Origin of the sequence: Clostridium tanneri, assembly GCF_033659955.1 — a bacterium.
Classification (GTDB): domain Bacteria; phylum Bacillota; class Clostridia; order Clostridiales; family Clostridiaceae; genus Clostridium_AM; species Clostridium_AM tanneri.
Genome location: NZ_JARUJP010000017.1, coordinates 1 through 22482 on the forward strand (window position 1 = coordinate 1; position 22482 = coordinate 22482).

A 22482-nucleotide genomic window follows, 5' to 3' on the forward strand; every position below is an offset into this window, starting at 1 on the left:
GGGTATGTCTATAATTCTTGCTGCTTATAAATCAAGATTAACTGGAATGCCTGTAAAGTTCCCAATGGAAAGCTTCTCAACTATGGAAATGAAAAATATAGATAAGATCAAATAGAGGATTTAGATATGCTAAAAAAGATATTGGATACATTATCAACAAACGTTCTAATTTTTATTATAAATTTTATTATAAGTATATTTATAGCTAGAGCACTCGGACCGCAGGGGCAGGGGGAGATTACTTTTGTGTTACTAATACCTAACACTATGTATATGTTCTTATCAATAAATTATTTTGGCGATAATATTTATTTTTTAAGAAAAAAGATATTTTCCAATGAGAGTATTTTTTCAGCAAGCGTAATATTTTTCTTTATTCTATCAAGTCTAGAAATTTTTGCAGTATCTATATATGGAATTTTTAATATTGTTAGTAATTTTGTATTCATAATAATTTTTATAATTACTTTTAATTTAAATAATTTTATTGTGTCTTATTTATTTGGTATAGGGAAAATAATTTTTAGAAACAGGGTAATGTTTGGTCAGTCATTTATATATTTTATATTCATAATTATTTTATATTATGGTAATAAGCAGTATTTAAACGTAACAAATATATTAGTAATCCAATGTTTATTAAATATCTTTTCCTCAATAATATGTTTTTTTATAATCAAAAAAAGCTTTAATTGTAAAGTCGAATTTGCCTTTAAGCAATCAATGAAAATAATCAGAACTACATTAAGTATAAGCAGACTAAATTATATTTCTAATTTAGCCAACTTTTTAAATTATAGACTAGATCAGTGGATAATAGTTTTTTTATTAGGAAAACCTGACTTAGGTATATATTCTATAGCAGTTAACATAGCTGAGAAGTTTTGGATAATCCCAGACTCAATTGCGTCTGTAATATATCCTGAAATTGTAGGAAAAGATAATAATGAATTAAAAAGAATTATAAAAAAAATTGATAGAATAATAGTACAAAGTATTTTGCTCGGAACTATAGCTTGGATAATTTCATTGTTTATCTTTGACAAATTAGTGCTTATGGTATACGGTGATAGGTACTTTTCAGTTTCAAAGATTTTTAAAATTCTATTTCCATCAATAGTTTTATTTGCAATTGTAAAAGTTATAGCTGGTTTTTTTGCAGGTTTAGGAAGACCTGATATAAGAGTAAAAGCATCTATAATATCAACTGTTGTAAATGGTGGATTAAATTTAATTTTGATTCGTAGATATGGAATAAGTGGAGCAGCTATTTCTTCAACAGTTAGTTATGCATTGTATTCTATAATAATTTTACATAAATATATGATAGTTAGAAAGCAACCAGAAAGTTTTAAAGATACAATAGTTAACAATCTTATATGTAAATAGTTAGACTTCCAGTAAATTTAGTTATAATCAAGTTCGGGTATTTTTAGTATCATAAAGAGTGTTATGACCACAGAAAATAAACATATAAGCGGGACTTTGGTGTTAGTATAATATTGTAGACACAGAAAGCCGAACACTTTAAAATATAAGAAAGAAAAGGAAGTGTTTATAATGGCAAGAGGTCAAAAACAATATACAGAGGAATTTAAAAATACAATAGTAGAACTTTATAACTCAGGAAAGAACCTAGCAGAGTTAAGTAGTGAATATGCCATATCAAAATCAACAATAATTGGCTGGATAAAGAAAAATAAACCTATTTCTGTGGATAAAGATACAACTATAACAGCAGAAGAATATAAAAATTTATTAAAGAAAAATGCAAAGCTTGAAGAGGAGATTGAAATATTAAAAAAAGCTATGGGCATATTCGCAAGGAAATAACTACTGTATTTGAATTCATTACTAACAACAAGAAATATCATGATATTAAACTCATGTGTAAAGTTCTAAAGGTGTCTAGGAGCTCTTATTATAATTATTTAAATAAGAAGCCAAGCAATCGAGAATTAGAAAATAAAAAGATAGAAAAAGAAATCATAAATATCCACAAAATGAGTAAAAATCGTTATGGAGCACCAAAAATAAATAAATCACTAAAAGCATTGGGGATAACTATTAGTCTAAAGAGAACTCAACGTTTAATGAAGAAACTGGGGATAAAATCTATAATAATAAAAAAATTCAGACCATCACCATCCAAAAGGAAAATAGTAGAGCAAGAAAACGTTTTAAAAAGAAACTTTCAAACAACTACTATTAATGAAAAGTGGGTCACAGATATCACTTATATCCATACAATTAAAGACGGTTGGTGCTATTTAGCTTCAGTTATGGATTTGTATATTTGTATAGTAGAAAGATAATTGGGTATTCCATGTCTAAGTTTATTGATACCTCATTAGCTCTGCAGGCTGTAAAAAACGCCGTAAGGCTTCAGAAACCAACTAAGGCTTTAATCTTACATAGTGATTTAGGATGTCAATACACAAGCTTCGCTTTTAAGGAGTACATAGATAGTACTAAATTAATTACCCATTCCTTCAGTTCAAAAGGCTGCCCTTACGATAATGCTTGCATTGAGTCTTTTCATGCCTCTCTAAAAAAGGAGGAAGTCCATCTTGTTAAGTACTTTGACTTTGATACTGCAAGGCTAGCAATATTTGAATATATAGAAGCTTGGTACAACAGAAAAAGAATACATAGCAGCATTGGTTATATCTCACCACAAAAATGTGAAGATTTAGCTAGAAGAATTGCATAAAAAGTTCAACTTTTTGTGTCTAAGATATTGACATAGATCCACTTCAGTGATGAATAAGCTTTCAATTTACAAAAGTACAATAGTAGATTGTTGTAAGGAAAATAATATAATACCATAATAGATATATCGTCAGAGGAGAAAATTAAACTAAGTGCCTGTTTAAGCTTTGAATACTATAGATATCTGAAAATCTTCAGCTTCGCATGGTTATAGTGAAGAAACAAGAATTCAAATTAGAACTGCTTCAAAATCTAAGACAATAGAAGAAAAAATTATTACTAACAATATAATGAAAAAATTTTAAGCCCTTGAGAAATCAAGGGTTTTATTATAAAACATATTTTCAGGAATCTTATTAGACCAAGGAATAAGGTTCTCTAAGCTTTCGCTATCAGATATATCTATCTTTAATAGATTGTCAAACAAATAAAATAAGTAACTTTCTACAACTAGCTTATTAGCCTTGGCAGTTTCAACAATACTATAAATATTGCTACTTGCAGTGGCTCCTTTAGCAGTATTGGCAAAAAGGAAGTTCTTACGACCTATAACAAAAGGTTTAATTGCTCTTTTGGCAGCATTATTATCGACTTCTAAGGAACCATCTAGTAGCACATTTTTTAATCCTGGTAAATGCTTTTTAGCATAATCAAGGGCTTTACCTAGCGGACTTCTTGGAAGAGCATCTTTAATTTCTCTTTCAACATAGTCAATAAAGTCATCTATAAGCGGAGCTAGTTTCTCGGATCTTATTTTAAACCTAATATCATAATAATTTTCATCGCTTGAATAAGCTTCTCTAAGCTCTTTTTCAAGTTTATAAATTTGCTCACAATAATTAAAACCTATTACTCCTCTGGAACTTTTTAAGGCATGAGCTTGATCTAGTGCTTTGATAATCGTACAAAACTACTGGCTTTGAATTGATGCTACTCTCATGTGAAACTATCTATAACATAGTAGAAACAACGAAAGACAATAAGTTAGTAGTAGAAAAATTTTTTTATTCCATATGTCAATTCTCTGGTTCTTATCATTGGCTCTCTATGTAGGCCTATATAAACTATTCTAGGAGCAAAGGCATTATAGCAGTAAAGCCAACCATCCTTAGTACTTATAGTTTCTTTGGAATGAATTAGTACTTTAATACTATTTCAGCTATCCAGAGAAGATGATAAAGACAGTATCTAGCACCATTTTTGGGTATGTGGTATAATATTTTCGGATACACTATCAGTTTGGGTAAGGGGGATAAAATGGGAAGAATAAAAAAAGCAGTTATACCAGCAGCAGGTTTAGGAACTAGGTTTTTACCAGCAACAAAAGCTCAACCAAAAGAGATGCTTCCTATAGTGGATAAACCAACTATTCAATATATAGTGGAAGAGGCAGTACAATCTGGGATAGAAGAAATCCTAATAATTACTGGAAGAAATAAGAGATCTATAGAGGATCACTTTGATAAATCAGTAGAATTAGAACTTGAATTAGAAAACAATAATAAGAAAGAATTACTTGATATCATAAAGGACATAAGTAGTTTAGCTAATATATATTTTATAAGGCAAAAAGAACCAAGAGGCTTAGGTCATGCTATAAACTGTGCTAAAAGCTTTGTAGGAAGCGAACCTTTTGCTGTTATGTTAGGAGATGATATAGTAGATAGCAAGGAACCTTGTCTAAAGCAGCTGATAAATTGCTTTAATGAATATAAAACTTCTATATTAGGAGTCCAGCAAGTAGCAGATAGCGAAATATCTAAATATGGAATTATAAAAGATTTGATTATAGAAAATAGAGTTCATAAAGTTAAAGATTTAATAGAAAAGCCTAGCTTGGAAGAAGCACCTTCTAATATAGCCATTTTAGGAAGGTATATACTAATGCCAGAAATATTTGATATATTAGAGAACACTGAACCAGGGAAAGGAAACGAAATTCAGTTAACAGATGCACTTAAAACAATGTTATCTCATCAAGCTATTTATGCCTATGAATTTGAAGGAAAAAGGTATGATGTAGGAGATAAGTTAGGGTATTTACAAGCAACAATTGAAATGGCTTTAAAGAGACAGGACTTAAGGGGGCCATTTATGGCATATTTATCAGAACTGAGCAAGAGTGGTGCTTATCAAGAAGCTGCTAGTTCTAGAGTATAAAGATCACAGAGTAAAAACTATAGAAATTTATCGCAGATAAGTTTCTGTAGTTTTTAGTTTTATCTTTGGTTCTAAGAAACTACACTTGTTTTGTTGTAAAACATCTGATTTTCAGCAGCTAAAGTGTTAAAATTTAAGGCTAGAATCATTAAAAGTATTTCTAGAATTATGGTATACTCTAATTGACAATGCAAATTTTATGGAGGAATAAATATGTTTACATCTTTTAAAATAGCTACAAGATTTATAAGAAGCAGTAAAGTACAAACCTTTATTATAATCTTAGGAATTGCTATAGGGGTATCTGTGCAAGTTTTTATAGGACTGTTAAGTCAGGGACTTGAAAAAAGCCTTTTAGATAAAGTAACAGGAAGTTTAGTCCATATTACAGTTAATCCAAATAGCGGAAATATAGAGAACTGGCAGGATATAAAAGATAGGATAAAAAAGCAAGATGAAGGCATCAACATAGTAGCACCAGTAGCTGAAAAGAATGCTTTTGTAAAAGTTGGTGATAAAAAGGAAAATATACAAGTGAGAGGCTTTGTTCCTGAGGATATTAACTCCTTATACGATATAAAAAGTAAGATTTACTTGGGAAGTATGGTTAGTGAAAATGAACAGACTATCCTAGGTAAGGATTTAAAAAAGAAATTAGGAGTAAATGTAGGAGATAAAATAGAGGTAAATACTATTGATGGAAAGAAAACTGAACTTACAGTAGTTGGTTTTTATGATTTAGGAGCTGTTAAGATAAATAGTATTTGGGTTATAACAGATTTAAAAACAGCACAGGATTTATCTGGTAGTGGAGATAAAATTAGCTCTATAGAGATTTCTGTTAAAGATTCTTATAATGCAGATATTATCGGAGATAGGATACAAAAGCTACTTGGAAATAATGATTTTGTAGTTGAAAACTGGAAGGGACAGAATAAGTTTTTGGCTAGCGCCATGGTTGCTCAGAAGGTATGCTCAGTTATAATTCAGTTTTTTGTACTTCTTGCAGCTGTGCTAAGTATAATAAGTATACTCAACATAAGTGTAATACAGAAATATAAACAAATAGGAATTCTTAAGGCTATGGGCATAAAAGATGGTTCGGCAGCTCTTATATTTTTACTACAAGCTTTCATTTTAGGAGTAATAGGAACTGCAGTAGGTATCTTATTTACATACATGTATATAAAAGGCTTTAATAAATACATAGTTACTTCCGATGGAAAGCCTATTGTAAAAATACTTATAAACCATAACTTTATATTGGTTTCAGCTTTCATTGATATAGCTGCGTCTACCTTAGCTGCAGTGTTTCCAGCTTTTAAGTCCTTTAGACTAAATCCTGTAGAGGTAATAAAGAATGGATAATAGACTGAAATTTAAAAAAGCCATAGCTATAGTTTTATGTCTAATATGGATGTGGGTTATTTTTTATAATTCATCGAATACAGGAAAGGTTTCAAACGATAGGAGTTATGCAGTAGAGTCTTACTTGAAAAAGCAGTATAATAGGGCAAAAGAATTGCTTAATGCTTTTGATAAAGAAAAAACTATAAACAGCGTTAATGATAGCCAGCATAAAAACCAAGATAAAAAGGTTAGTTCAGACTATAAGCAGAAAACTTCTATCGTTAATAATGGTATAAAACAACAGGCTAATAAAAAGGACATAAATGTATTAATAAGAAAGAATGCTCATGCCTTTGAGTATTTAATATTGTCACTGCTAATAGGTAATTTGCTGTTTATTTTTGATTTTAAGGGAAGAAAGGCGATTATTTATATACTGTTTATTTGCTTGTTTTATTCTGTAACAGACGAGTTTCATCAGTTATTTGTACCTGGAAGAACATCTTCTGTAGTAGATGTTCTTATAGATTTTTTAGGAGCTGTTATAGGTACTACATTATTTTATTTAGGCTACTATTTCCTTAATAAACATCTGAATAAGTTATATAATCCTTTAAAGGAGAAGTCAAGTTAGCCCCATATTTTAAAAAATATGGGGGTGTAATCAATCTGAAAACCTACCTATTGGTAGGTTTTTACTATTTACTTAGCTTATCTAAAACTAGCACTTTATCACTACTATAGTCACCATCAATATCATTCTCATCGATGGTATCGTAAGCTGATTCAACTTCAATATAGGAGATATTGTTAACATCTAAACCTGGAACTTGTCCGTGAAGAATCAGTGAATTATGTTCCTTGTCAAATTCAAGTGTACCATCTGCTATGGATAAACTTGAATAGTTTTGATGTAAGAAGCTGCCTTCATCAACTTTATCTACTGATACTTGAACTCCATTTAAAAGAGGAAGTTCAATTTCTTTGTCTCCAGGAAACTTTGTATGGTTTGCCCATAATATATATTGATTTTTCCCATCGCTTATTTTAACTTCCCATGAATACTCAATGCGATTATCCGGTGTGCTAATACTATTAAACACTAATTTGTCTGGTATATGCCTTAAGGCTAATTTAGCGGTAACATCATTACCATCAAAAATAACTTCCCCGGACTTCAGATCAATAAACTCTTTCTTGTTCAAGTCTTCGTCACTAGTAAATACATATTTATTACCTATGTTACTTGAGCTTTCGGTTTTTATATTAAAATCCATCACCCTTTGTTGTTTCATAGCCTTTCCCTTTTTAGAGTGGGCAGCTGTATCTACTAATATTTTGTATGATTCACCAGGTTTATAGCCATTTTGTGGTGGTATAACAATAATACTCTTATTATCCGCTCCTAAACCTAAGGTTACGTTAATAGCATTCCCTTCTTTATCTAAAACCTTAATTCCTTTTTTAGTAAGATCATCAAAACCAACTTCATCAGTAAATGTAATTGTCCAAACTTTATTTGCATCTACCGTCTGGTTATTGTTAACTTGAAAAGCTTGTACTTTACCTGGGATTAAAAGAGTACCCCCAATTAAAGATGCTATAATAAAGCTTTTTAGTTTTGTCTTTAGCACTTAAATTCCCCCTTGTATCGTTAATAGAAAGATTATACCATAATAACCAAATAAACTAAATTACTACTTTTAGATTAAGGAATATATTGACACCCATTAATAAATTTTTTATAATTAGTATATGAATAGTTAATATGTTTACTATTTATATATTTACAATAAATATGCTAATAAATATAAAAATTCTTACATAGGAGGCGATCAGGTGGGGGAAACAGAAAATAAGAGCTTATCCCAATCAATAAGTGATAATTCTACTGAAATTGATTCGATGAGGTTAATTGAAGTAATAGTTAGGCTGGGAGGATCAATAGAACAGTTATTTGATAAGTTCTATAAAACCTTTAAGTTATCAAAACCGCAGTTTACTGCTCTTTATAAAATTTACCTAACTGAAGAGGAAGGAATTCAATTGTCTGTTCTTGGTGATCAAATGTCTGTAACAAGGGCAAATATCACATCTTTAGTGGACAGGATGGTTGCAAGAGGACTTATAAAAAGAATTACAAATGAAAATGACAGAAGAAGTATAAAGGCGGTAATAACAAAGGAAGGAATAGAGATTTTAGAAAAGGTACTCCCTGACAAGGAAGTATTTACTTCGGAAGTTCTAAACTTTTTATCAGACAAGGAGAAGGAACATTTTTATGAATTACTTATAAAGGTGGAGAAATACTTGATTGCAAATTATTTTAATAAGTAAAAGCATATGCCATCTCAATTTCTATTATGTTTTATACAGGGGGGTTTTTCATGAAACGCAAAAATATTGTACTAACAACATCTTTATTAGCAATGGTAAGTCTTTTTACAGCATGCTCCACTAATGTACGCAGTTTAACGGGAGATAAAGTAATAAAGCAAAGTAATGGACACCTAACAGTTCAGGGAAATGTAGAAACTAAAGAGGTAAATATAAATTCCAAAACCTCAGGAAGAATAACCGCAATAAATATAAAAGAGGGAGATAACGCTAAAGGTGGACAAGTTTTGATAACTATCGACAATAGCACTCTGCAAGCAAAAGAGGCTCAGACAGAGGCTCAAATTCAAGCAGCTACAGGGCAGAAAAAGGCGGCAGAAGCAGCAAAACAGGCAGCGGAGGCAGTACTTCAAAAGGCAAAAAACGGAGCAAGACCGGAAGAGCTTGCGCAGCTTAAGGCTCAATATGATTTGGCTAAGGTAACTTATGACAGGGTGAAAGCATTATCTGATCAACAATTTGTACCTCAAGCAGATCTTGATAAAGCTCAAACTCAATTCGAACTTGCAAAACAACAATATGAACTTGCAAAGAATGGAGCGAGGGCAGAGGATATAGCTGCAGCACAGGCTCAGGTAAGTCAGGCAGAGTCTACAATACAGGCAGCTGAAGGACAAATTAAGCAGGCCCAAGGTGGATTAAGTGAGGTTCAGACGTATATTAATGATACTACTATAACTGCACCATTAGATGGAATAATAACTCAATTAAATGTTGAAGTAGGAGAGTTAGTAACCCCAGGAATGCCTTTAGTTGTGTTAACTAATACAGCTGCACCTTGGATTGAGTGCAATGTGAAGGAAACAGATCTTTCAAAGGTTAAGTTAAATGGAGAGGTTTCTGTAAAGTTCTCAGCTTATCCTAATCAGCAGTTTAAAGGAAAGATAGTTAGAATAAATGAAAAGCCTGATTTTGCAGTTAAAAGAGCTACAAATGATAATGGTGAGTTTGATGTATTATCCTATGGTGTGAAAGTAGAGTTAACTAGTATAGATAAACCACTTCATGCGGGAATGACAGCTATTGTTGACTTTGGAAAGTGATGTGAGAATTAATCATGAATGAAAAGTTATTAAAGCTTATAGGTCTAGGTGTAAAAATTAAAAGCTTATTTTTTTCCTTCTTATTTGTACTTGGAATTCCTGTTATCTGCAGCTTTATATTAGGTTATCAAATGGAGCATCACCAGATTCAACATATTCCAACGGCTATTGTAGACCATGATAATTCTCAATTTAGCCAAATGCTTATCAAAGAAATAAAAACAAATGAAATATTTAACGTAACTAATTATAGCGATAGAGATGAGGATATTAAGACTTTAATAGAACAGGAGCAGATAAGAGTTGGAGTAATTATTCCAGAGAATTTTTCAAAGGACTTATTTAGTGGTAATGGACCTAGGGTACTTGTATTTTATGATGGCTCACAAATGTCCGTTACCAGTGCTGCCAAGGCAAGAATGAGTGAAATCTTACTTAGCATTAAAACTGGGTACCTGAAAAAGATAATGGAAGGAAAGCTTAACATAATGCCTGAGGTATCTCAAAACTACGTTCTTCCAATGTATTTTAATTATAGACTTTTAAACAATCCAACTAGAAACTATATAAACTTCCTTATTCCAGGAATGATTATCTCTATTATCCAGGTAAGCCTTGTAATGCTAGGAGTAGATATAGTTAGAAAGGATGAAAAAAGCTACTTATGGCTATGGCTGAAAGGGATCTTAGGAGGACTTTTCGGAGTAATTTCTATAGGAATAAGCCTAGGAGTTCAGTTTAAGTATTTTGATGTACCCTTTAGGGGAACAGCAGAGGGAGCTATCATATTGACCCTTTTATACTCTATAGGGTTAGTGAGCTATGGTGTCTTAGTAAGAACTATTTTGCCAGATAAAATAGCTGCTCTGCAGGTAGGAGCAATATCCATTCTGCCAACAACTATTTTAGCAGGTTTTACTTTCCCCGTTATGGGAATGCCAATCTTCTTTCAGAAACTGTCAGAATATCTTCCATTCTTGCACTATGGGGAGACTATGAGAGATTTGTGTTTAAAAAGCATTGGAATGGAATATATTCTGCCTCAAATACACTGGTTATTTAAGTTTGTATTATATATGTGGGTAGCAACCTTGGTCATCTTTATGTTAAAGAAGGTTGTTAAAAGGGAATATAATCGTATAAGAAGCAATAAAAATCAGCAGCAACAAGCCGAAGAGGTGATTCAAGCATGAAGAAAAAGCTACCTTTTAGAGTTAGACCAGTAACATTAAAGAATATTTTTTTACTTACTTTAGGACCAGTACTTTTTATTTCCCTTTTAGGATTGGTTTTTAGTAAAATTTTTGTTGAGGAAATCCCTATGGGGATTCTGGATATGGATAATTCCTCTATATCAAGAAATGTTGTGAAGCAGTTTGAAGAAACTTCAAAATTTAAGGTTGTTTATCGTGCTCAGACTGATGAAGAGCTCAATGAAGCTATAAAGACAAAAAAAGTTAGTGTAGGGCTTATTATACCTCATAATTTTGCTAAGGATGCAAATGCTATAAAAGCACCTAAAACTTTGTTATTAATAGATGAAACTAATATAGTAATAGGAAATAATGCCTTGTCCTATGGAAGTGAAATATTAAATACTATTAATGCTGGCATTCAGCTTAATGTTTTAGAGGCAAATAATATGGTGCCTTATGCAGCTCAAAAGTCTATAGGAGCGCTATCCTTTACGGAAAGGATACTTTACGATCCCCAGTTAAGTTATATGAGATACCTGCTTTATGCTATGATAGGAGCTGTTGTTCAGCAGGTGTATATTGGAGCCTTAGCACCAGTATTAATTGAAGAAAAACTAAGCATGGTAAAAATGAAGCTTCGTTCAAAGGAAGGAGTAAGAAAGCTTCTAAAAATTTCTTTGAAAATTTTAGTTTTTGCTACAATGGCAGCAGTAGGAGCTACTGGCAGTTTGTACGCAGCAGGAAAGTATTTTTATCTTCCACTTAAGGGAAGCTTAATAGATTATTTTATTCTTCTTACTGTATTTCTTTTAGATCTTACAGCTATATCCTTCGTCTTTGCCTTCGTATTTGATGCCATGGACCAATGCGTTCGGTTTAGTATGTTTTTATCTGTGCCTACATTCCTTACGGCAGGGTACGTATGGCCAGAGTATATGATGCCAGCAGGTTTCTTCAGTGTGGTGAAAAAGATATGGCCTTTGGTGTACTTTATTAATCCGCTGAAGACTATAAATTTAAAGGGCGTAGATTTTGCTGTTATTGCACCTTATGTGCAGGGCGGAATCTATTATGCACTATTTTGGCTGCCTGTAGGAGTAGGATTATACTTGTTTAAAATCTTTGGTTTTAAAGTTGTACAGAGAAAATTAATGAAGCCAAAGGAAAATGTAAGTGATTAATAATTAAAAGAGACTAGTAGATTATTCTAAATGACTACTAGTCTCTTTTAAAGACCGATAAAGTTATATAAAGCTATTTCTTAGGTAAAAGGGGAGATATACATAAAAATGGGCAAAGAAGTATAAAATATTATAACAATAAGTCTAATTATAAAAGCCAAGAGAATAATTTGCAGGAATAATAAGAAAAAGTTACTTCTATATAATATGTAAATTGATTTTACAAAATCATTATGATATATTAAACTAGTAAAATATAATGTAGAAATAGGTGTAGTTACTATCGAAGTTTGTAAGTGAGGTCTTTTATTAAGTAGTAACTATTGTGAAAGTATATTAATGAAGGAAACTTGGAGGTATAAAATGAAAAACAAAAAGCAAGAAGCTAATAGCAGTGGAAGTGTAAATAATGATAAATTATATGTATCTACGGTACTTTCGCTTTTAGATCATGATGAGAATGTAATGTCTGATGTTCAAAAAGAAATTTTAGAAGAGGAAATAGCAGAGCTTCCAAAAATAGTTGAAGGACAACTTAACGTAACTGGTATCTATGCTTATGATCAAGGTGAAAAATTTGAAATTAAAGCTTATATAAGAAATGGACTTTCAACAAAGGTCACTCTTGGAAAAGTTCCTTTTTATATATTAGATTCCAAAGATGAAGTATTAGGAAAGCAAATGTTTAATTTACAGTCTTTAGGGGAATTACCACCACATTCTGCAAGACCAGTAAAGCTTTACTTTGAAAAGAAGAATGTAAAAGTTGATGCTATACCAATTGATAACTGGAAGCTAGCTTTTGATTCAAGGCTAGAGGCTTCTAGAACTGTCAAAGTTCAATTTGAAGATTTACCAGAGGATATAGATATAGCTGATAAGCTTGTTTATGATAACTTCTTAAATGAAGTTCCAGATATTAACGAAGGGGAAATTTCTGTATCTACTTTTAGTATAGGAATACAGAAGAATGGAAACATTTTAGTTACACTAGTAGTAAGAAATGGTAACAACCAAGCTGTAAATATGGAGAAAATTCCTGTTACTTTAAAGGATCCTAATGGAACTGTAGTAAAATCAGAGCTATTTAAATTAGATAATTTTACAATCAGCCCTCTTAAGGCAAGAATCTGCAACCTTGTTTTCCCTACAGGGGTAAAAGTAGAAGAGGATATGGCTTTAAATAACTGGACTGTGTCCTTTAAATTAGAGGAGCTTGGAAGCAAAAGCTAAGTTTAGGATTACATCCATTAAAAAAGAACCGTCAGTAATGATGGTTTTTTTGTTTACCCGATGACTTAGAATTTTGTTTATAAACTAACAGTTAATAAATAGTTAAGAAAAAGTTAAGAAATATTACCATAAATGTAGATTATAATTGAAATGTAGAAATACGTTTGAGTTAATGATAAGCTTATGTAGTAGTTTGAATATTACTACAAAAAAGGAATTATAATCTAAGTAAGAGGGGAAAGAGTATGGGAGTAAAACTAAAGTCTATTAAGATTAAAAAAAAGGTAGTAATTATAGGAATTGTTGCCCTAGCTGTTATAGGCATGGGGGTATCATCCTATACAAAGGCAAAAAAAGCTAAAGTTAAAGAGGTAACTATATCTAAAGTGACAAAAAAGAAAGTTGTACAATCCGTATCTGCAGAGGGTAATGTAGAAGCGAATTACAGAAATGATATAGCACTAAATCCATCACAGAAGGTTGTGAAGGTTTTAGTGAGCGAAGGGCAGCAAGTAAAAAAAGGGGACATACTAGTAGAGCTTGATACATCTGAGTATGAAAATCAGCTTGAAAAATCAAGGTTGAGTTTAGCCAGTGCACAATCTACATTAAATCAGCTGCTTGGAACAGAAATAGCAGCAGATAGAAGTAATGCACAAAACGATTTGGCACAATCACAGATAACTCTTGAAAATGCACAAAGGAATTATGAACATCTAAGTAAGAAGTATAAGCAAAATCAAGAATTACTCAGCGGAGGACACATATCACAGAGTGACTTCGATGCTGCTAAAAAGGAGTTTGAAGATGCTTCTAATGCTGTCAAGTCTGCTAAAGCGACTTTATCAAAGTCACAGGTGGCTTATGGCAATGTAAACTCGTCTAATAACGATAAAGTAACCGCTCAAAGAAATCAAATTGCATCAGCACAGGCGGATATAGATAACTTTAATAAAAAGATAGAGGAAAGCAAGTTAAGAGCTAATACTGATGGAATAGTAATAAAAATGGATGCTAAGGAAAATCAATTTCCTAAGGCTGGGGATATGGTTATCGTAGATGATAATTCACTATATAAGATATCTGTAGACATGAATCAATATGATGCAGTAAAGGTTGTTAAGGCCCAGAAGGCAAATATTAAAGTAAAGGGCTCAGATAAAAAGTATACTGGTCAGGTAACAGATATAGGGGAAATGGCTCAGGCAAAAACTAATGGTGCGAATCAAGAATATAAGGTTAATATTAAGGTTACCATGGACAATCCTGATGATAAAGTGAAGGCTGGTTATGAAGCTGATTCAGAGATTGTAATAAATGAGAAGGACAACGTGCTTACAATTGGCTTTGATGGCATTAAAGATGAAAAAAGTACAGGTAAAAAATATGTTTATGTAGTAAACAAAGAGAATAAAATTGAGAAAAAATACATAAAAACTGGTATTGAGACAGAATATGATGTAGAAATCAAAGATGGCCTTAAAGAAGGAGATAGATATATTGTAAATCCTTCAGAAAACCTTCATGAGGGAGATGTGGTTACAGAAGGAGCAAAGAAAAGTGAGGGGACTAAAAAGTGATAATTAAGCTTGAAAATCTCGTTAAAGTATATGATACTGGAGCAATTCAATTAAAAGCTTTAAAAGGTGTAAATCTTGAAATAGAGGAAAAAGAATATGTGGCTATAATGGGGGCTTCCGGTTCAGGAAAATCTACATTGATGAACATACTAGGATGTTTAGACAAGCTTACTGAAGGCAAATATTATTTAGATGAAGTTGATATATCCTCTCTTGACGATAATAGTCTTGCTAGTATTAGAAACAAAAAGATAGGCTTTGTATTTCAGGCATTTAATCTGCTTCCGAAGCTTACTGCCATTGCTAATGTTGAACTGCCAATGATGTATGCAGGTTTGCCAAAGGCTGAAAGAGAAAGACGAGCAAAGATAGCTTTAGACAGAGTTGGACTTTCTGATAGAGTACATCATAAGCCAAATGAGTTATCGGGAGGACAGAAGCAAAGGGTAGCTATAGCAAGGGCTCTTGTAAATGATCCAACAATAATACTTGCAGACGAGCCTACAGGAAACTTAGATAGTAAATCCAGTGAGGAGATAATGGGTATTTTTCAGGAACTTAATGATGAAGGAGTAACTATAGTTATGGTTACCCATGAGCCTGATATAGCCCAGCATACTAAAAGAGCCATTGTCTTTAAGGATGGAAATATTATCTCAGACAATCTAGTGGAAGATAGAACTATAGTTAGGGGGTAAGGACAGTGAATATAATGGAAAGTTTTCAATCTGCACTGCAAAGTGTAAGATCAAATAAAATGAGGTCCTTCCTCACTATGCTCGGTATAATTATAGGAATATCTTCTGTAATTACAATAGTATCTATAGGTGATGGAGCAAAGCTTTATGTAACAAATCAATTTCAGGATATTGGTACTAATATAGTTAATGTTAAAATGAACTTTAACACAGATGAAGGGGTAAAAGAAAGAGACTATTATACTCTAGAGGATATGGATCTTTTAAAGGAAAAAGTACCTGAAATCACATCTGTTATAACTAACATTGGAGATATGGGCTCTCTGCAAACTGAAAATAATAAGTCAAAACGTATGTATGTTTCAGGAACCAATGCTGGATCTATGAAGTATTTTAATGTGAAAATAGCAAAAGGACGATATCTCAATGAAAATGATGTAGAGAGCATAAAGAATGTTGCAGTAATAGATGATAAAACTGCAATAAAACTTTTTGGTAATATTGATGCAGTAGGGGAAAGAGTAAAGATAAACGTTGAAGACAAAAGTATTAATGTAACTATCATAGGTGTGTCGGCGGATCCTAATGCTGCTCTTGGAGAATCTCTTAATCCTGATATGCCTGGAACTATGATAATTCCTATAACTATAGGAGAAAGAATATTTAAAGATACGAAAATATCAAGCTTAACAGTAACTCTTTCAGATATGAAGAATGCAGATCAGATAGGCACAAAGATACTAAGAATTCTTGAAAGTAAACATCAAAATAAAGGTAAGTATATTGTTGAGCAGGGATTCAAAGAGTTAGACCAGGTAAATAAGATGTTAAGTATGTTAACCTTAGGCCTTGGAGCTATAGCAGCTATATCTCTATTAGTTGGAGGTATAGGAGTTATGAACATAATGCTTGTATCTGTTACCGAAAGAACTAGGGAGATAGGTATAAGAAAAGCAATAGGAGCAAAGACAAGAGATATTAAGATACAGTTTCTTATGGAGTCAGTAATACTCTGCTTAATAGGGGGAGCTATCGGAACTATACTGGGGATATCCTTAGGCAAGCTTGCAAGCTCCTTTATGCACATACAGATTCCTATATCTATGAGGGTAATACTAATATCCTTTGGATTCTCATCAGCAGTTGGTATTTTCTTTGGAATGTATCCTGCAGGTAAAGCAGCGAAGCTTGATCCTATTGAAGCCTTGAGATATGAGTAGACAAACTAGGGACGGTTCACAATTTTTCAACAAAAAATAAGCTAGGGACGGTTTACAATTTTTTAACAAGAAAAACTAAGGGTGCTAAAAAATTGTGAACCGTCCCCAAATTCTTAAGGAATAAATTTAGCATTATAACCTAAAAGTGACTTTAAGTTTAAGGTGGTAACTTGTAAAATATTAAGTATAGTTGTCATTTTTTATTATATTTGTATATTCACCCTGTGATAAATTAATGGTATAATTACATAGTATGGAAATAGACATGATTTATCACATGAGGTGAACTATGCTAAAGTTATCGTTATTAGAATTTTTCCTAAGGCTTATTCCTGAAACATGCATACTAGTTTTATCTGCATATGCTTTTTCAGGCAAAAACATTGATAAGATAAATTTTTGTATATCTACTATATTACTATCGATAGCAACTTACTTAGTAAGGATGCTTCCAATTCATTTTGGAGTACATACAATAATACTTCTTATAATTTATGTTTTAATAACTATTAATATAAATAAAATTGACATCATTAAAGCAGTATCTGCTGGATTGACTTCAGCGACCATACTGTTTATTTGCGAGTGGATTAATGTTTTTATTATAACAAGTTTATTTAAAGTAAATGCTGAAAGTGCATTTAAAAATGCTTTTCTAAAAGTAATATATGGTATCCCATCTCTGCTGCTATTTGCTATAATTATTTTTGCAATATGGAGTAGAAATTCATACTCAAGAAAGGCTGGTACAAATGTTTCTAATAGAGAAGTTATCAAATAATTTAGCATTTAAGGTCGCTTCTACTCTAAACTTAGACAAGGATAAGAAAGAGATTATTGCCTATGGTGCATTTAACTTTATCCAAACAATTTGGTGCATCATTATGGTTATAATCCTTGGGATGATATTTAAGGTTCCACTAGAGGCTTTAGTTGTTTCCTTTAGTATTAGCATATTGAGAAAGTATTCTGGAGGAGCTCATTCTACCTCTCCTAATCGTTGTGCATTAATAGGTGCATTGGTATCAGTTGGACTAGCACTATTTGTAGAATATACCTATAAGTTAGTAAACTTAAGCTGGCTTATTACTATAATAGTAGTTGTTTTCCTATTTGCATACTATAATATTTACAAATATGCACCAGTAGATAGCCCAGCTAAGCCTATTGTGAAGGAGAAATCCAAACAACGTATGAAAAAAGGGTCAATTTTTACTGTTAATGTATTAGTTATTCTTGTAGCAACGTTATTAGTTGGCCACTTTATAATAGGAAATAATCAATATCTAGTAATTGCTATGTGCATTTGCTTAGGTGTTCTATGGCAGGTGTTAACACTTACACCGAAAGGGTATCTAGTGTTATCAAATATAGATACTTTCTTTGAAAAAATTATAAATATATTGGGGGGAAAAAAATGAAAAATTTTAAAATGAAGGCATTAAAGAGCATGATGGTACTAGCAGCATCATTGTGTACATTTTTTGCACTTTCAACTTCAGCGTCTGCATGTGGATGGGGATTTTATCAACCAGAGGAGCCAAAGTGCTTAAGAGAGGAATAGTATAAAGGCCGATTTTTCGGTCTTTATACTTATTGCTTACAAACTTAAAATACAATAGGTGTGCGAATATGAATGAAATCATTAATAATAGAAAGAAAAAAGTATATGAAATTATATCAATTGTGAAGTTAACCTCTCTGCTTTTCTGTGGCATCATAATTTTTAATAGATTCTCAAGGGTAGTAAGTTATGGATACATAGATGCAAATGACTACTTAAGTATGATCCCATTAGGAATGAGTATTTTAGTATTAGCACTAATTTATTTGGTTTGGGTATTTTTTTGGACAAGGAAAGTAAAGTTTAGTGGTATTAAGTGGTTACAAGTAATTGAGGATTTTATATTCATTTTATTATTTACAGTTCTAATAATTCTATCAAGGGCGTATATCAGTCAATATAAGTTATTGTTTTTATTTATTATCATAACAGCCACAATACAATCAAAGATGAGATACGGAATTATCGTAGCTGTTATATCATCTTCCATAGTACTAACTATTGATTTAATTTATGCAAAAGGTAAGATTATCAACAATTGCTTTGAAAATGACTTGATTTTATGTGGAATTTTCATATTAACAGCTTGGTTATTAGGGTATTATGTTAAAATTGAAAATGAGTATATTGATAAACTATCCAACCTAGCTAATATAGATGGATTAACTGAGGTTTATAATCACAGATTTTTTCAGGATGCTTTAAAAAGTATACTTGAAAAAGCAAAAGAGTCAAAATCTTCAGTTTCACTAATACTACTAGATATTGATTACTTTAAGCATTACAATGATTTAAATGGACATCAAAAAGGTGATGATGTTCTGAGGCAAATAGGCTATATACTAAATAATAATGTAAGAAAAGGCGATATAGTTGCTAGGTATGGTGGAGAAGAATTTGTCATTATACTGTCCAATACCGATGAAAAAACTTCAATTACTGTAGCTGAAAGAATTAGAGCAGAAGTGGAAAATTGGGAATTTGAAGGGGAAAAAAACCAACCTAATGGAAAAATTACAATATCAGTAGGAGTTTCAACTTTTCCTAGTAAAGCCAAAAATGAAGTGGAGTTAATTAACAGTGCTGATGATGCACTGTATAGGGCTAAATTCTTTAACAAGAATAGAGTGGAAACCTACCATTCTGTACTAGAAGAACTAAAGAAAGATATTGAAGAAGAGCACATAGACTTAATTACATCAATAAAAACCTTGATTAGTATAATAAATAATAAAGATAGGTATACATATGGACATATTGAGAGAGTTGTAATGTTTGCTAAGCTTTTGGCAAATAAGTTAGAACTTACTGATGAAGAAAAGAAAACTTTAAAGTATGGTGCTTATTTACATGATATAGGAAAGATAAGTATTGCAGAAGAAATATTAAATAAAAAGATGACGTTAACCAATGAAGAGTGGGAGATACTAAAGCACCACCCAGCAAATGGAGCTAATCTTATAAACTCTGTAGAGTCTTTAAAAGAGGTAATTCCTTTAATTTTATATCATCATGAAAGATATGACGGAAAAGGGTACCCATCTCAGCTAAAAAAAGAGGAGATTCCATATCTTTCCAGGGTGCTAACAGTGGTAGATAGCTTTGATGCAATGACATCCAATAGGCCTTATGGTCATAGAAAAAACTATGAAGAAGCTTTATTAGAAATCAGAAGGTGTTCAGGTACTCAATTTGATCCTGATATTGCAGAAAAGTTTATAGAAGTAGTTGAGGAAAACAAGGACAAGTTTGACAATTTGGTATCCTTTAATGAAAAATAGAGTATGTCCTCACTATAATATAGGCAATTAATAAGGGACTGTTGCATTAAGAATATACTATAATATATTGTGATAATTTTAAGTTTGTTAATTAATATATTGCATGTAAATTCCTTAGTGAGACAGGCCCTTATTATGTATTGCATGTTATTTTAAGCAGCTTTCAGCACAGACGTTTATCTATGTCTTTGTCTACGATTACCATCAAATCTTGGACTTAAGTTATCTCCAAAGTTGTCGTTTGGAGCGTTATTTTTATTATACTCTTCACCTGGGTAGATTTCTTTTCCATCATATCTACCTGAATTATTAGATTCATCGGTAGATTGGTTACCACTTTCTTTTGTTGCACTGCTTTCACCAGAACCACCAGTTTTAGCCTGGCTAAGTGCATCTTCTACTGCTTCCATTATTCCGTTACTTGTCCTAGTTGCACCGGATATGGTATCTACATCCGTTGATTGTGAATCTATAATTTCCTTAGGTATTGTATCAAAAGGGATTGTAGTATACCTAGGCGTTTCGTTATTTGATAATATTTGAACATCAGTAATTTTATCATTTTTTATTGTAACAGAAACCTTTAAATTCGGTCTGTAGCCGCGGCCTGTCCCTTCATAAGTTCCATCCTTATATTTTTTTCCTTCTGTGCTGCTTGTACTATTGTTATTTTCTGATATTGAATTCTCCGTTTTTGATAAGTTAGTATCGGTACTTAAAGCTACATTGCTTTTAGCAACAAGAATTGTTGATAAGGAGTATATAGCTATAAAGCTCAATATTATTGCACCGCTAACGAAAGCAGGGTTGACTTTTTTCCCTACTATTTTTAGTTCAGTATTGCTTCTAGGACAAGAACTTATACATTTCATACAATTTATACATTCCCCACTGTTTACAACATCTACTTCATAAAGCTTTATTCCCATGGAACAATTATTTGTACAGATTCGGCATTTGCCACACTTTTCTCTATTCTTATTTATTCTCAGAAGCCTAAGCTTAGAAGTTATAGAGAAGATAGCTCCTAGAGGACATAAGTACCTGCAGAAAAACCGTTCTATAAATATAGTGCCTACAACTATTAATGCTAGTATTCCAAAGCCTACTGGATATAAAAATATTGTTTCAGTGAACTCAGTAGACTGGGCAAAAGCATTCCAGGGGCTATAGCTATCAAGAGAGATGCCTTTTATCCATGCAAGAAATATTATAAACAACAAAACTACATATTTTAGATATTTTAATACTGAGTCTACTTTTTCCTTTACTATGAATTTCGTCTTAAATAATCTATTAGACAAAAGATAAATAATATCGTTGAAGGTACCAAAGGCGCAAATCCATCCACAAAAGAATCTGCCCAATAATATTGTTGCCGGTATAACTACAATTGCTTCCAGTAGTTGTGGAAGAGCTGCTGTAAAATTGAAATTACCTGAAGCAATCATTGAGTAAAGCTGCTTTAATTCACCAAAGGTTAAAGTGAATAAGCTAGGTAAGAAAAATAAAAATCCTATTTGGATAACAAATCTTAATACTTGAAGTTTAGATATTTTCTTCATATATTCGGACCCCCTTTAGTTAGTTCCATCAAGAATTCATTTTACCCTTAGATTGTTACAGTATAATTACAATTTAGTTATAATTTTGTCTAATTATATTTTGGATCTTTAAAAGAGCGATTAAAGAATAAAGTTATATGAAATGATACACATTGAAAAGAGTAATTGAGGTGTTATCTTTATTAGTAGTTTTGTATAGTGCATTAGGATAAACAATAAGCTTATCAGAGAGATTAGAAACAAGGTTTTTGCTTTTAAATAAATACCATTAGTGACATAATAAATGATTAACAAATAAACTTAAAAATATTTTTCTTTACCAGCAGCCTTGCATAATGCTAGAGTGAGAACGATTGTACCTATAATAAGCAATAATAAAACAAAGTATAAAAAAGTTTTCACTTTTAAATCTCCTTTTTAAATTATAATATGTTGAAATTCTTTCCTTAAATTTATTTTTTATACCTACTTAAGATTAAATAAGCAGGTGTTTTTTACAAGATTAATGTTAGAGCATTATCTTGTCCACATTATTCGGTAAAGTATTAGGTGCTCAACTAGAAAAAAAGGTGAAGCTAGATCAAAGTGAAGACATCTGATATGAATAGAAATTAAGAAAAGGGTAATAAAAAATAAGAGAAACTACAAGAATTTACAATAGGTAAATCCCTGTAGTTTTTAATCTAAATAAGTATTTTGCTAAGTTAAATTCAATGGTTGAAAGCACTTTATATAGTTAAAGTCTATCTAAAGTGCTTTTTAAATTTTAAAAATAGCAGTGCTCCTATTATAGAGCCAAGTA

The 22482-nt window shown here is 31.6% G+C and carries 19 protein-coding genes and 1 pseudogene; 17 read left to right on the forward strand and 3 right to left on the reverse strand.

From position 1 onward, the window contains the following. The first annotated feature begins 126 nt into the window (after nt 1-126). Together P8V03_RS13645 and P8V03_RS13650 are read left to right on the forward strand one after the other, a co-directional pair. Nucleotides 127-1389, forward strand: coding sequence for an oligosaccharide flippase family protein (locus P8V03_RS13645; RefSeq protein ID WP_318798530.1), 1263 nt, complete (start codon nt 127-129; stop codon nt 1387-1389). 171 nt (nt 1390-1560) lie between these two features. Further along, nucleotides 1561-2713, forward strand: a pseudogene (locus P8V03_RS13650) (IS3 family transposase). Nucleotides 2714-3013: 300 nt separating this feature from the next. Here P8V03_RS13650 and P8V03_RS13655 read toward each other — a convergent pair. Further along, nucleotides 3014-3613, reverse strand: a complete 600-nt coding sequence (locus tag P8V03_RS13655) for an IS66 family transposase (RefSeq protein WP_318798640.1) — start codon at nt 3611-3613, stop codon at nt 3014-3016. A gap of 356 nt (nt 3614-3969) precedes the next feature. Here P8V03_RS13655 and galU point away from each other — a divergent pair, with 356 nt between their 5' ends. The 3 genes from galU (at nt 3970) to P8V03_RS13670 (ending at nt 6856) form a co-directional block, all read left to right on the forward strand. Further along, nucleotides 3970-4872, forward strand: a complete 903-nt coding sequence (gene galU / locus P8V03_RS13660) for a UTP--glucose-1-phosphate uridylyltransferase GalU (RefSeq protein ID WP_318798532.1) — start codon at nt 3970-3972, stop codon at nt 4870-4872. A gap of 213 nt (nt 4873-5085) precedes the next feature. Continuing rightward, complete coding sequence (locus P8V03_RS13665) at nt 5086-6240, forward strand: ABC transporter permease (RefSeq protein WP_318798533.1); 1155 nt, start codon at nt 5086-5088, stop codon at nt 6238-6240. Beyond that, the gene (locus P8V03_RS13670; RefSeq protein ID WP_318798535.1) at nt 6233-6856 is read left to right on the forward strand and encodes a VanZ family protein; all 624 of its coding nucleotides are present in this window, start codon (nt 6233-6235) and stop codon (nt 6854-6856) included. Before P8V03_RS13665 ends, P8V03_RS13670 begins: the two co-directional genes overlap by 8 nt. Nucleotides 6857-6920: 64 nt before the next feature. Here P8V03_RS13670 and P8V03_RS13675 read toward each other — a convergent pair whose 3' ends face one another. Beyond that, complete coding sequence (locus P8V03_RS13675) at nt 6921-7856, reverse strand: hypothetical protein (protein WP_318798536.1); 936 nt, start codon at nt 7854-7856, stop codon at nt 6921-6923. 205 nt (nt 7857-8061) lie between these two features. Here P8V03_RS13675 and P8V03_RS13680 point away from each other — a divergent pair, with 205 nt between their 5' ends. From P8V03_RS13680 to P8V03_RS13735, 12 genes are all read left to right on the forward strand, one after another. Continuing rightward, entirely contained in the window at nt 8062-8559 is a 498-nt protein-coding gene (locus tag P8V03_RS13680; RefSeq protein ID WP_318798537.1) for a MarR family winged helix-turn-helix transcriptional regulator, read from the forward strand. A 50-nt stretch (nt 8560-8609) separates the two neighbouring features. Then, nucleotides 8610-9662: an HlyD family secretion protein gene (locus P8V03_RS13685; protein WP_318798538.1), complete on the forward strand. Its 1053-nt coding sequence runs from the start codon at nt 8610-8612 to the stop codon at nt 9660-9662. A 14-nt stretch (nt 9663-9676) separates the two neighbouring features. Continuing rightward, entirely contained in the window at nt 9677-10855 is a 1179-nt protein-coding gene (locus tag P8V03_RS13690) for an ABC transporter permease (protein WP_318798540.1), read from the forward strand. Then, the gene (locus P8V03_RS13695) at nt 10852-12039 is read left to right on the forward strand and encodes an ABC transporter permease (RefSeq protein ID WP_318798541.1); all 1188 of its coding nucleotides are present in this window, start codon (nt 10852-10854) and stop codon (nt 12037-12039) included. Before P8V03_RS13690 ends, P8V03_RS13695 begins: the two co-directional genes overlap by 4 nt. Before the next feature lie 363 nt (nt 12040-12402). After that, on the forward strand, nt 12403-13272 hold the full coding sequence (locus P8V03_RS13700) for an SLAP domain-containing protein (RefSeq protein WP_318798543.1): 870 nt from the start codon (nt 12403-12405) through the stop codon (nt 13270-13272). A gap of 245 nt (nt 13273-13517) precedes the next feature. Next, nucleotides 13518-14852 carry an efflux RND transporter periplasmic adaptor subunit gene (locus tag P8V03_RS13705; RefSeq protein ID WP_318798544.1) on the forward strand — a complete coding sequence of 445 codons (1335 nt, stop codon included), beginning with the start codon at nt 13518-13520 and terminating at the stop codon, nt 14850-14852. Continuing rightward, nucleotides 14849-15550 carry an ABC transporter ATP-binding protein gene (locus P8V03_RS13710; RefSeq protein ID WP_318798546.1) on the forward strand — a complete coding sequence of 234 codons (702 nt, stop codon included), beginning with the start codon at nt 14849-14851 and terminating at the stop codon, nt 15548-15550. The genes P8V03_RS13705 and P8V03_RS13710 overlap by 4 nt, the downstream gene beginning before the upstream one ends. A 14-nt stretch (nt 15551-15564) precedes the next feature. Then, the gene (locus P8V03_RS13715) at nt 15565-16770 is read left to right on the forward strand and encodes an ABC transporter permease (RefSeq protein ID WP_318798641.1); all 1206 of its coding nucleotides are present in this window, start codon (nt 15565-15567) and stop codon (nt 16768-16770) included. 289 nt (nt 16771-17059) lie between these two features. Beyond that, nucleotides 17060-17551, forward strand: coding sequence for a hypothetical protein (locus P8V03_RS13720; protein WP_318798547.1), 492 nt, complete (start codon nt 17060-17062; stop codon nt 17549-17551). After that, nucleotides 17523-18191, forward strand: a complete 669-nt coding sequence (locus P8V03_RS13725; RefSeq protein WP_318798549.1) for an accessory gene regulator ArgB-like protein — start codon at nt 17523-17525, stop codon at nt 18189-18191. The genes P8V03_RS13720 and P8V03_RS13725 overlap by 29 nt, the downstream gene beginning before the upstream one ends. Beyond that, on the forward strand, nt 18188-18334 hold the full coding sequence (locus P8V03_RS13730; RefSeq protein ID WP_428978979.1) for a cyclic lactone autoinducer peptide: 147 nt from the start codon (nt 18188-18190) through the stop codon (nt 18332-18334). Before P8V03_RS13725 ends, P8V03_RS13730 begins: the two co-directional genes overlap by 4 nt. A gap of 68 nt (nt 18335-18402) precedes the next feature. Further along, the gene (locus P8V03_RS13735; protein ID WP_318798551.1) at nt 18403-20115 is read left to right on the forward strand and encodes a bifunctional diguanylate cyclase/phosphohydrolase; all 1713 of its coding nucleotides are present in this window, start codon (nt 18403-18405) and stop codon (nt 20113-20115) included. A gap of 176 nt (nt 20116-20291) precedes the next feature. On the opposite strand, the gene P8V03_RS13740 is transcribed toward P8V03_RS13735, so the two are convergent. Further along, a complete protein-coding gene (locus P8V03_RS13740; protein WP_318798553.1) occupies nt 20292-21680 on the reverse strand; it encodes an FMN-binding protein in 1389 nt (462 codons plus the stop codon). Nucleotides 21681-22482: the final 802 nt, after the last annotated feature.

Bases quoted from the DNA above. Each gene is read 5' to 3' on its own strand.
- P8V03_RS13705 (WP_318798544.1), top strand. From the start codon at position 13,518: ATGGGAGTAAAACTAAAGTCTATTAAGATTAAAAAAAAGGTAGTAATT.
- P8V03_RS13685 (WP_318798538.1), top strand. From the start codon at position 8,610: ATGAAACGCAAAAATATTGTACTAACAACATCTTTATTAGCAATGGTA.
- P8V03_RS13735 (WP_318798551.1), top strand. From the start codon at position 18,403: ATGAATGAAATCATTAATAATAGAAAGAAAAAAGTATATGAAATTATA.
- galU (WP_318798532.1), top strand. From the start codon at position 3,970: ATGGGAAGAATAAAAAAAGCAGTTATACCAGCAGCAGGTTTAGGAACT.
- P8V03_RS13715 (WP_318798641.1), top strand. From the start codon at position 15,565: ATGGAAAGTTTTCAATCTGCACTGCAAAGTGTAAGATCAAATAAAATG.
- P8V03_RS13700 (WP_318798543.1), top strand. From the start codon at position 12,403: ATGAAAAACAAAAAGCAAGAAGCTAATAGCAGTGGAAGTGTAAATAAT.
- P8V03_RS13645 (WP_318798530.1), top strand. From the start codon at position 127: ATGCTAAAAAAGATATTGGATACATTATCAACAAACGTTCTAATTTTT.
- P8V03_RS13725 (WP_318798549.1), top strand. From the start codon at position 17,523: ATGTTTCTAATAGAGAAGTTATCAAATAATTTAGCATTTAAGGTCGCT.
- P8V03_RS13730 (WP_428978979.1), top strand. From the start codon at position 18,188: ATGAAAAATTTTAAAATGAAGGCATTAAAGAGCATGATGGTACTAGCA.
- P8V03_RS13665 (WP_318798533.1), top strand. From the start codon at position 5,086: ATGTTTACATCTTTTAAAATAGCTACAAGATTTATAAGAAGCAGTAAA.
- P8V03_RS13720 (WP_318798547.1), top strand. From the start codon at position 17,060: ATGCTAAAGTTATCGTTATTAGAATTTTTCCTAAGGCTTATTCCTGAA.
- P8V03_RS13740 (WP_318798553.1), bottom strand. From the start codon at position 21,680: ATGAAGAAAATATCTAAACTTCAAGTATTAAGATTTGTTATCCAAATA.
- P8V03_RS13670 (WP_318798535.1), top strand. From the start codon at position 6,233: ATGGATAATAGACTGAAATTTAAAAAAGCCATAGCTATAGTTTTATGT.
- P8V03_RS13695 (WP_318798541.1), top strand. From the start codon at position 10,852: ATGAAGAAAAAGCTACCTTTTAGAGTTAGACCAGTAACATTAAAGAAT.
- P8V03_RS13690 (WP_318798540.1), top strand. From the start codon at position 9,677: ATGAATGAAAAGTTATTAAAGCTTATAGGTCTAGGTGTAAAAATTAAA.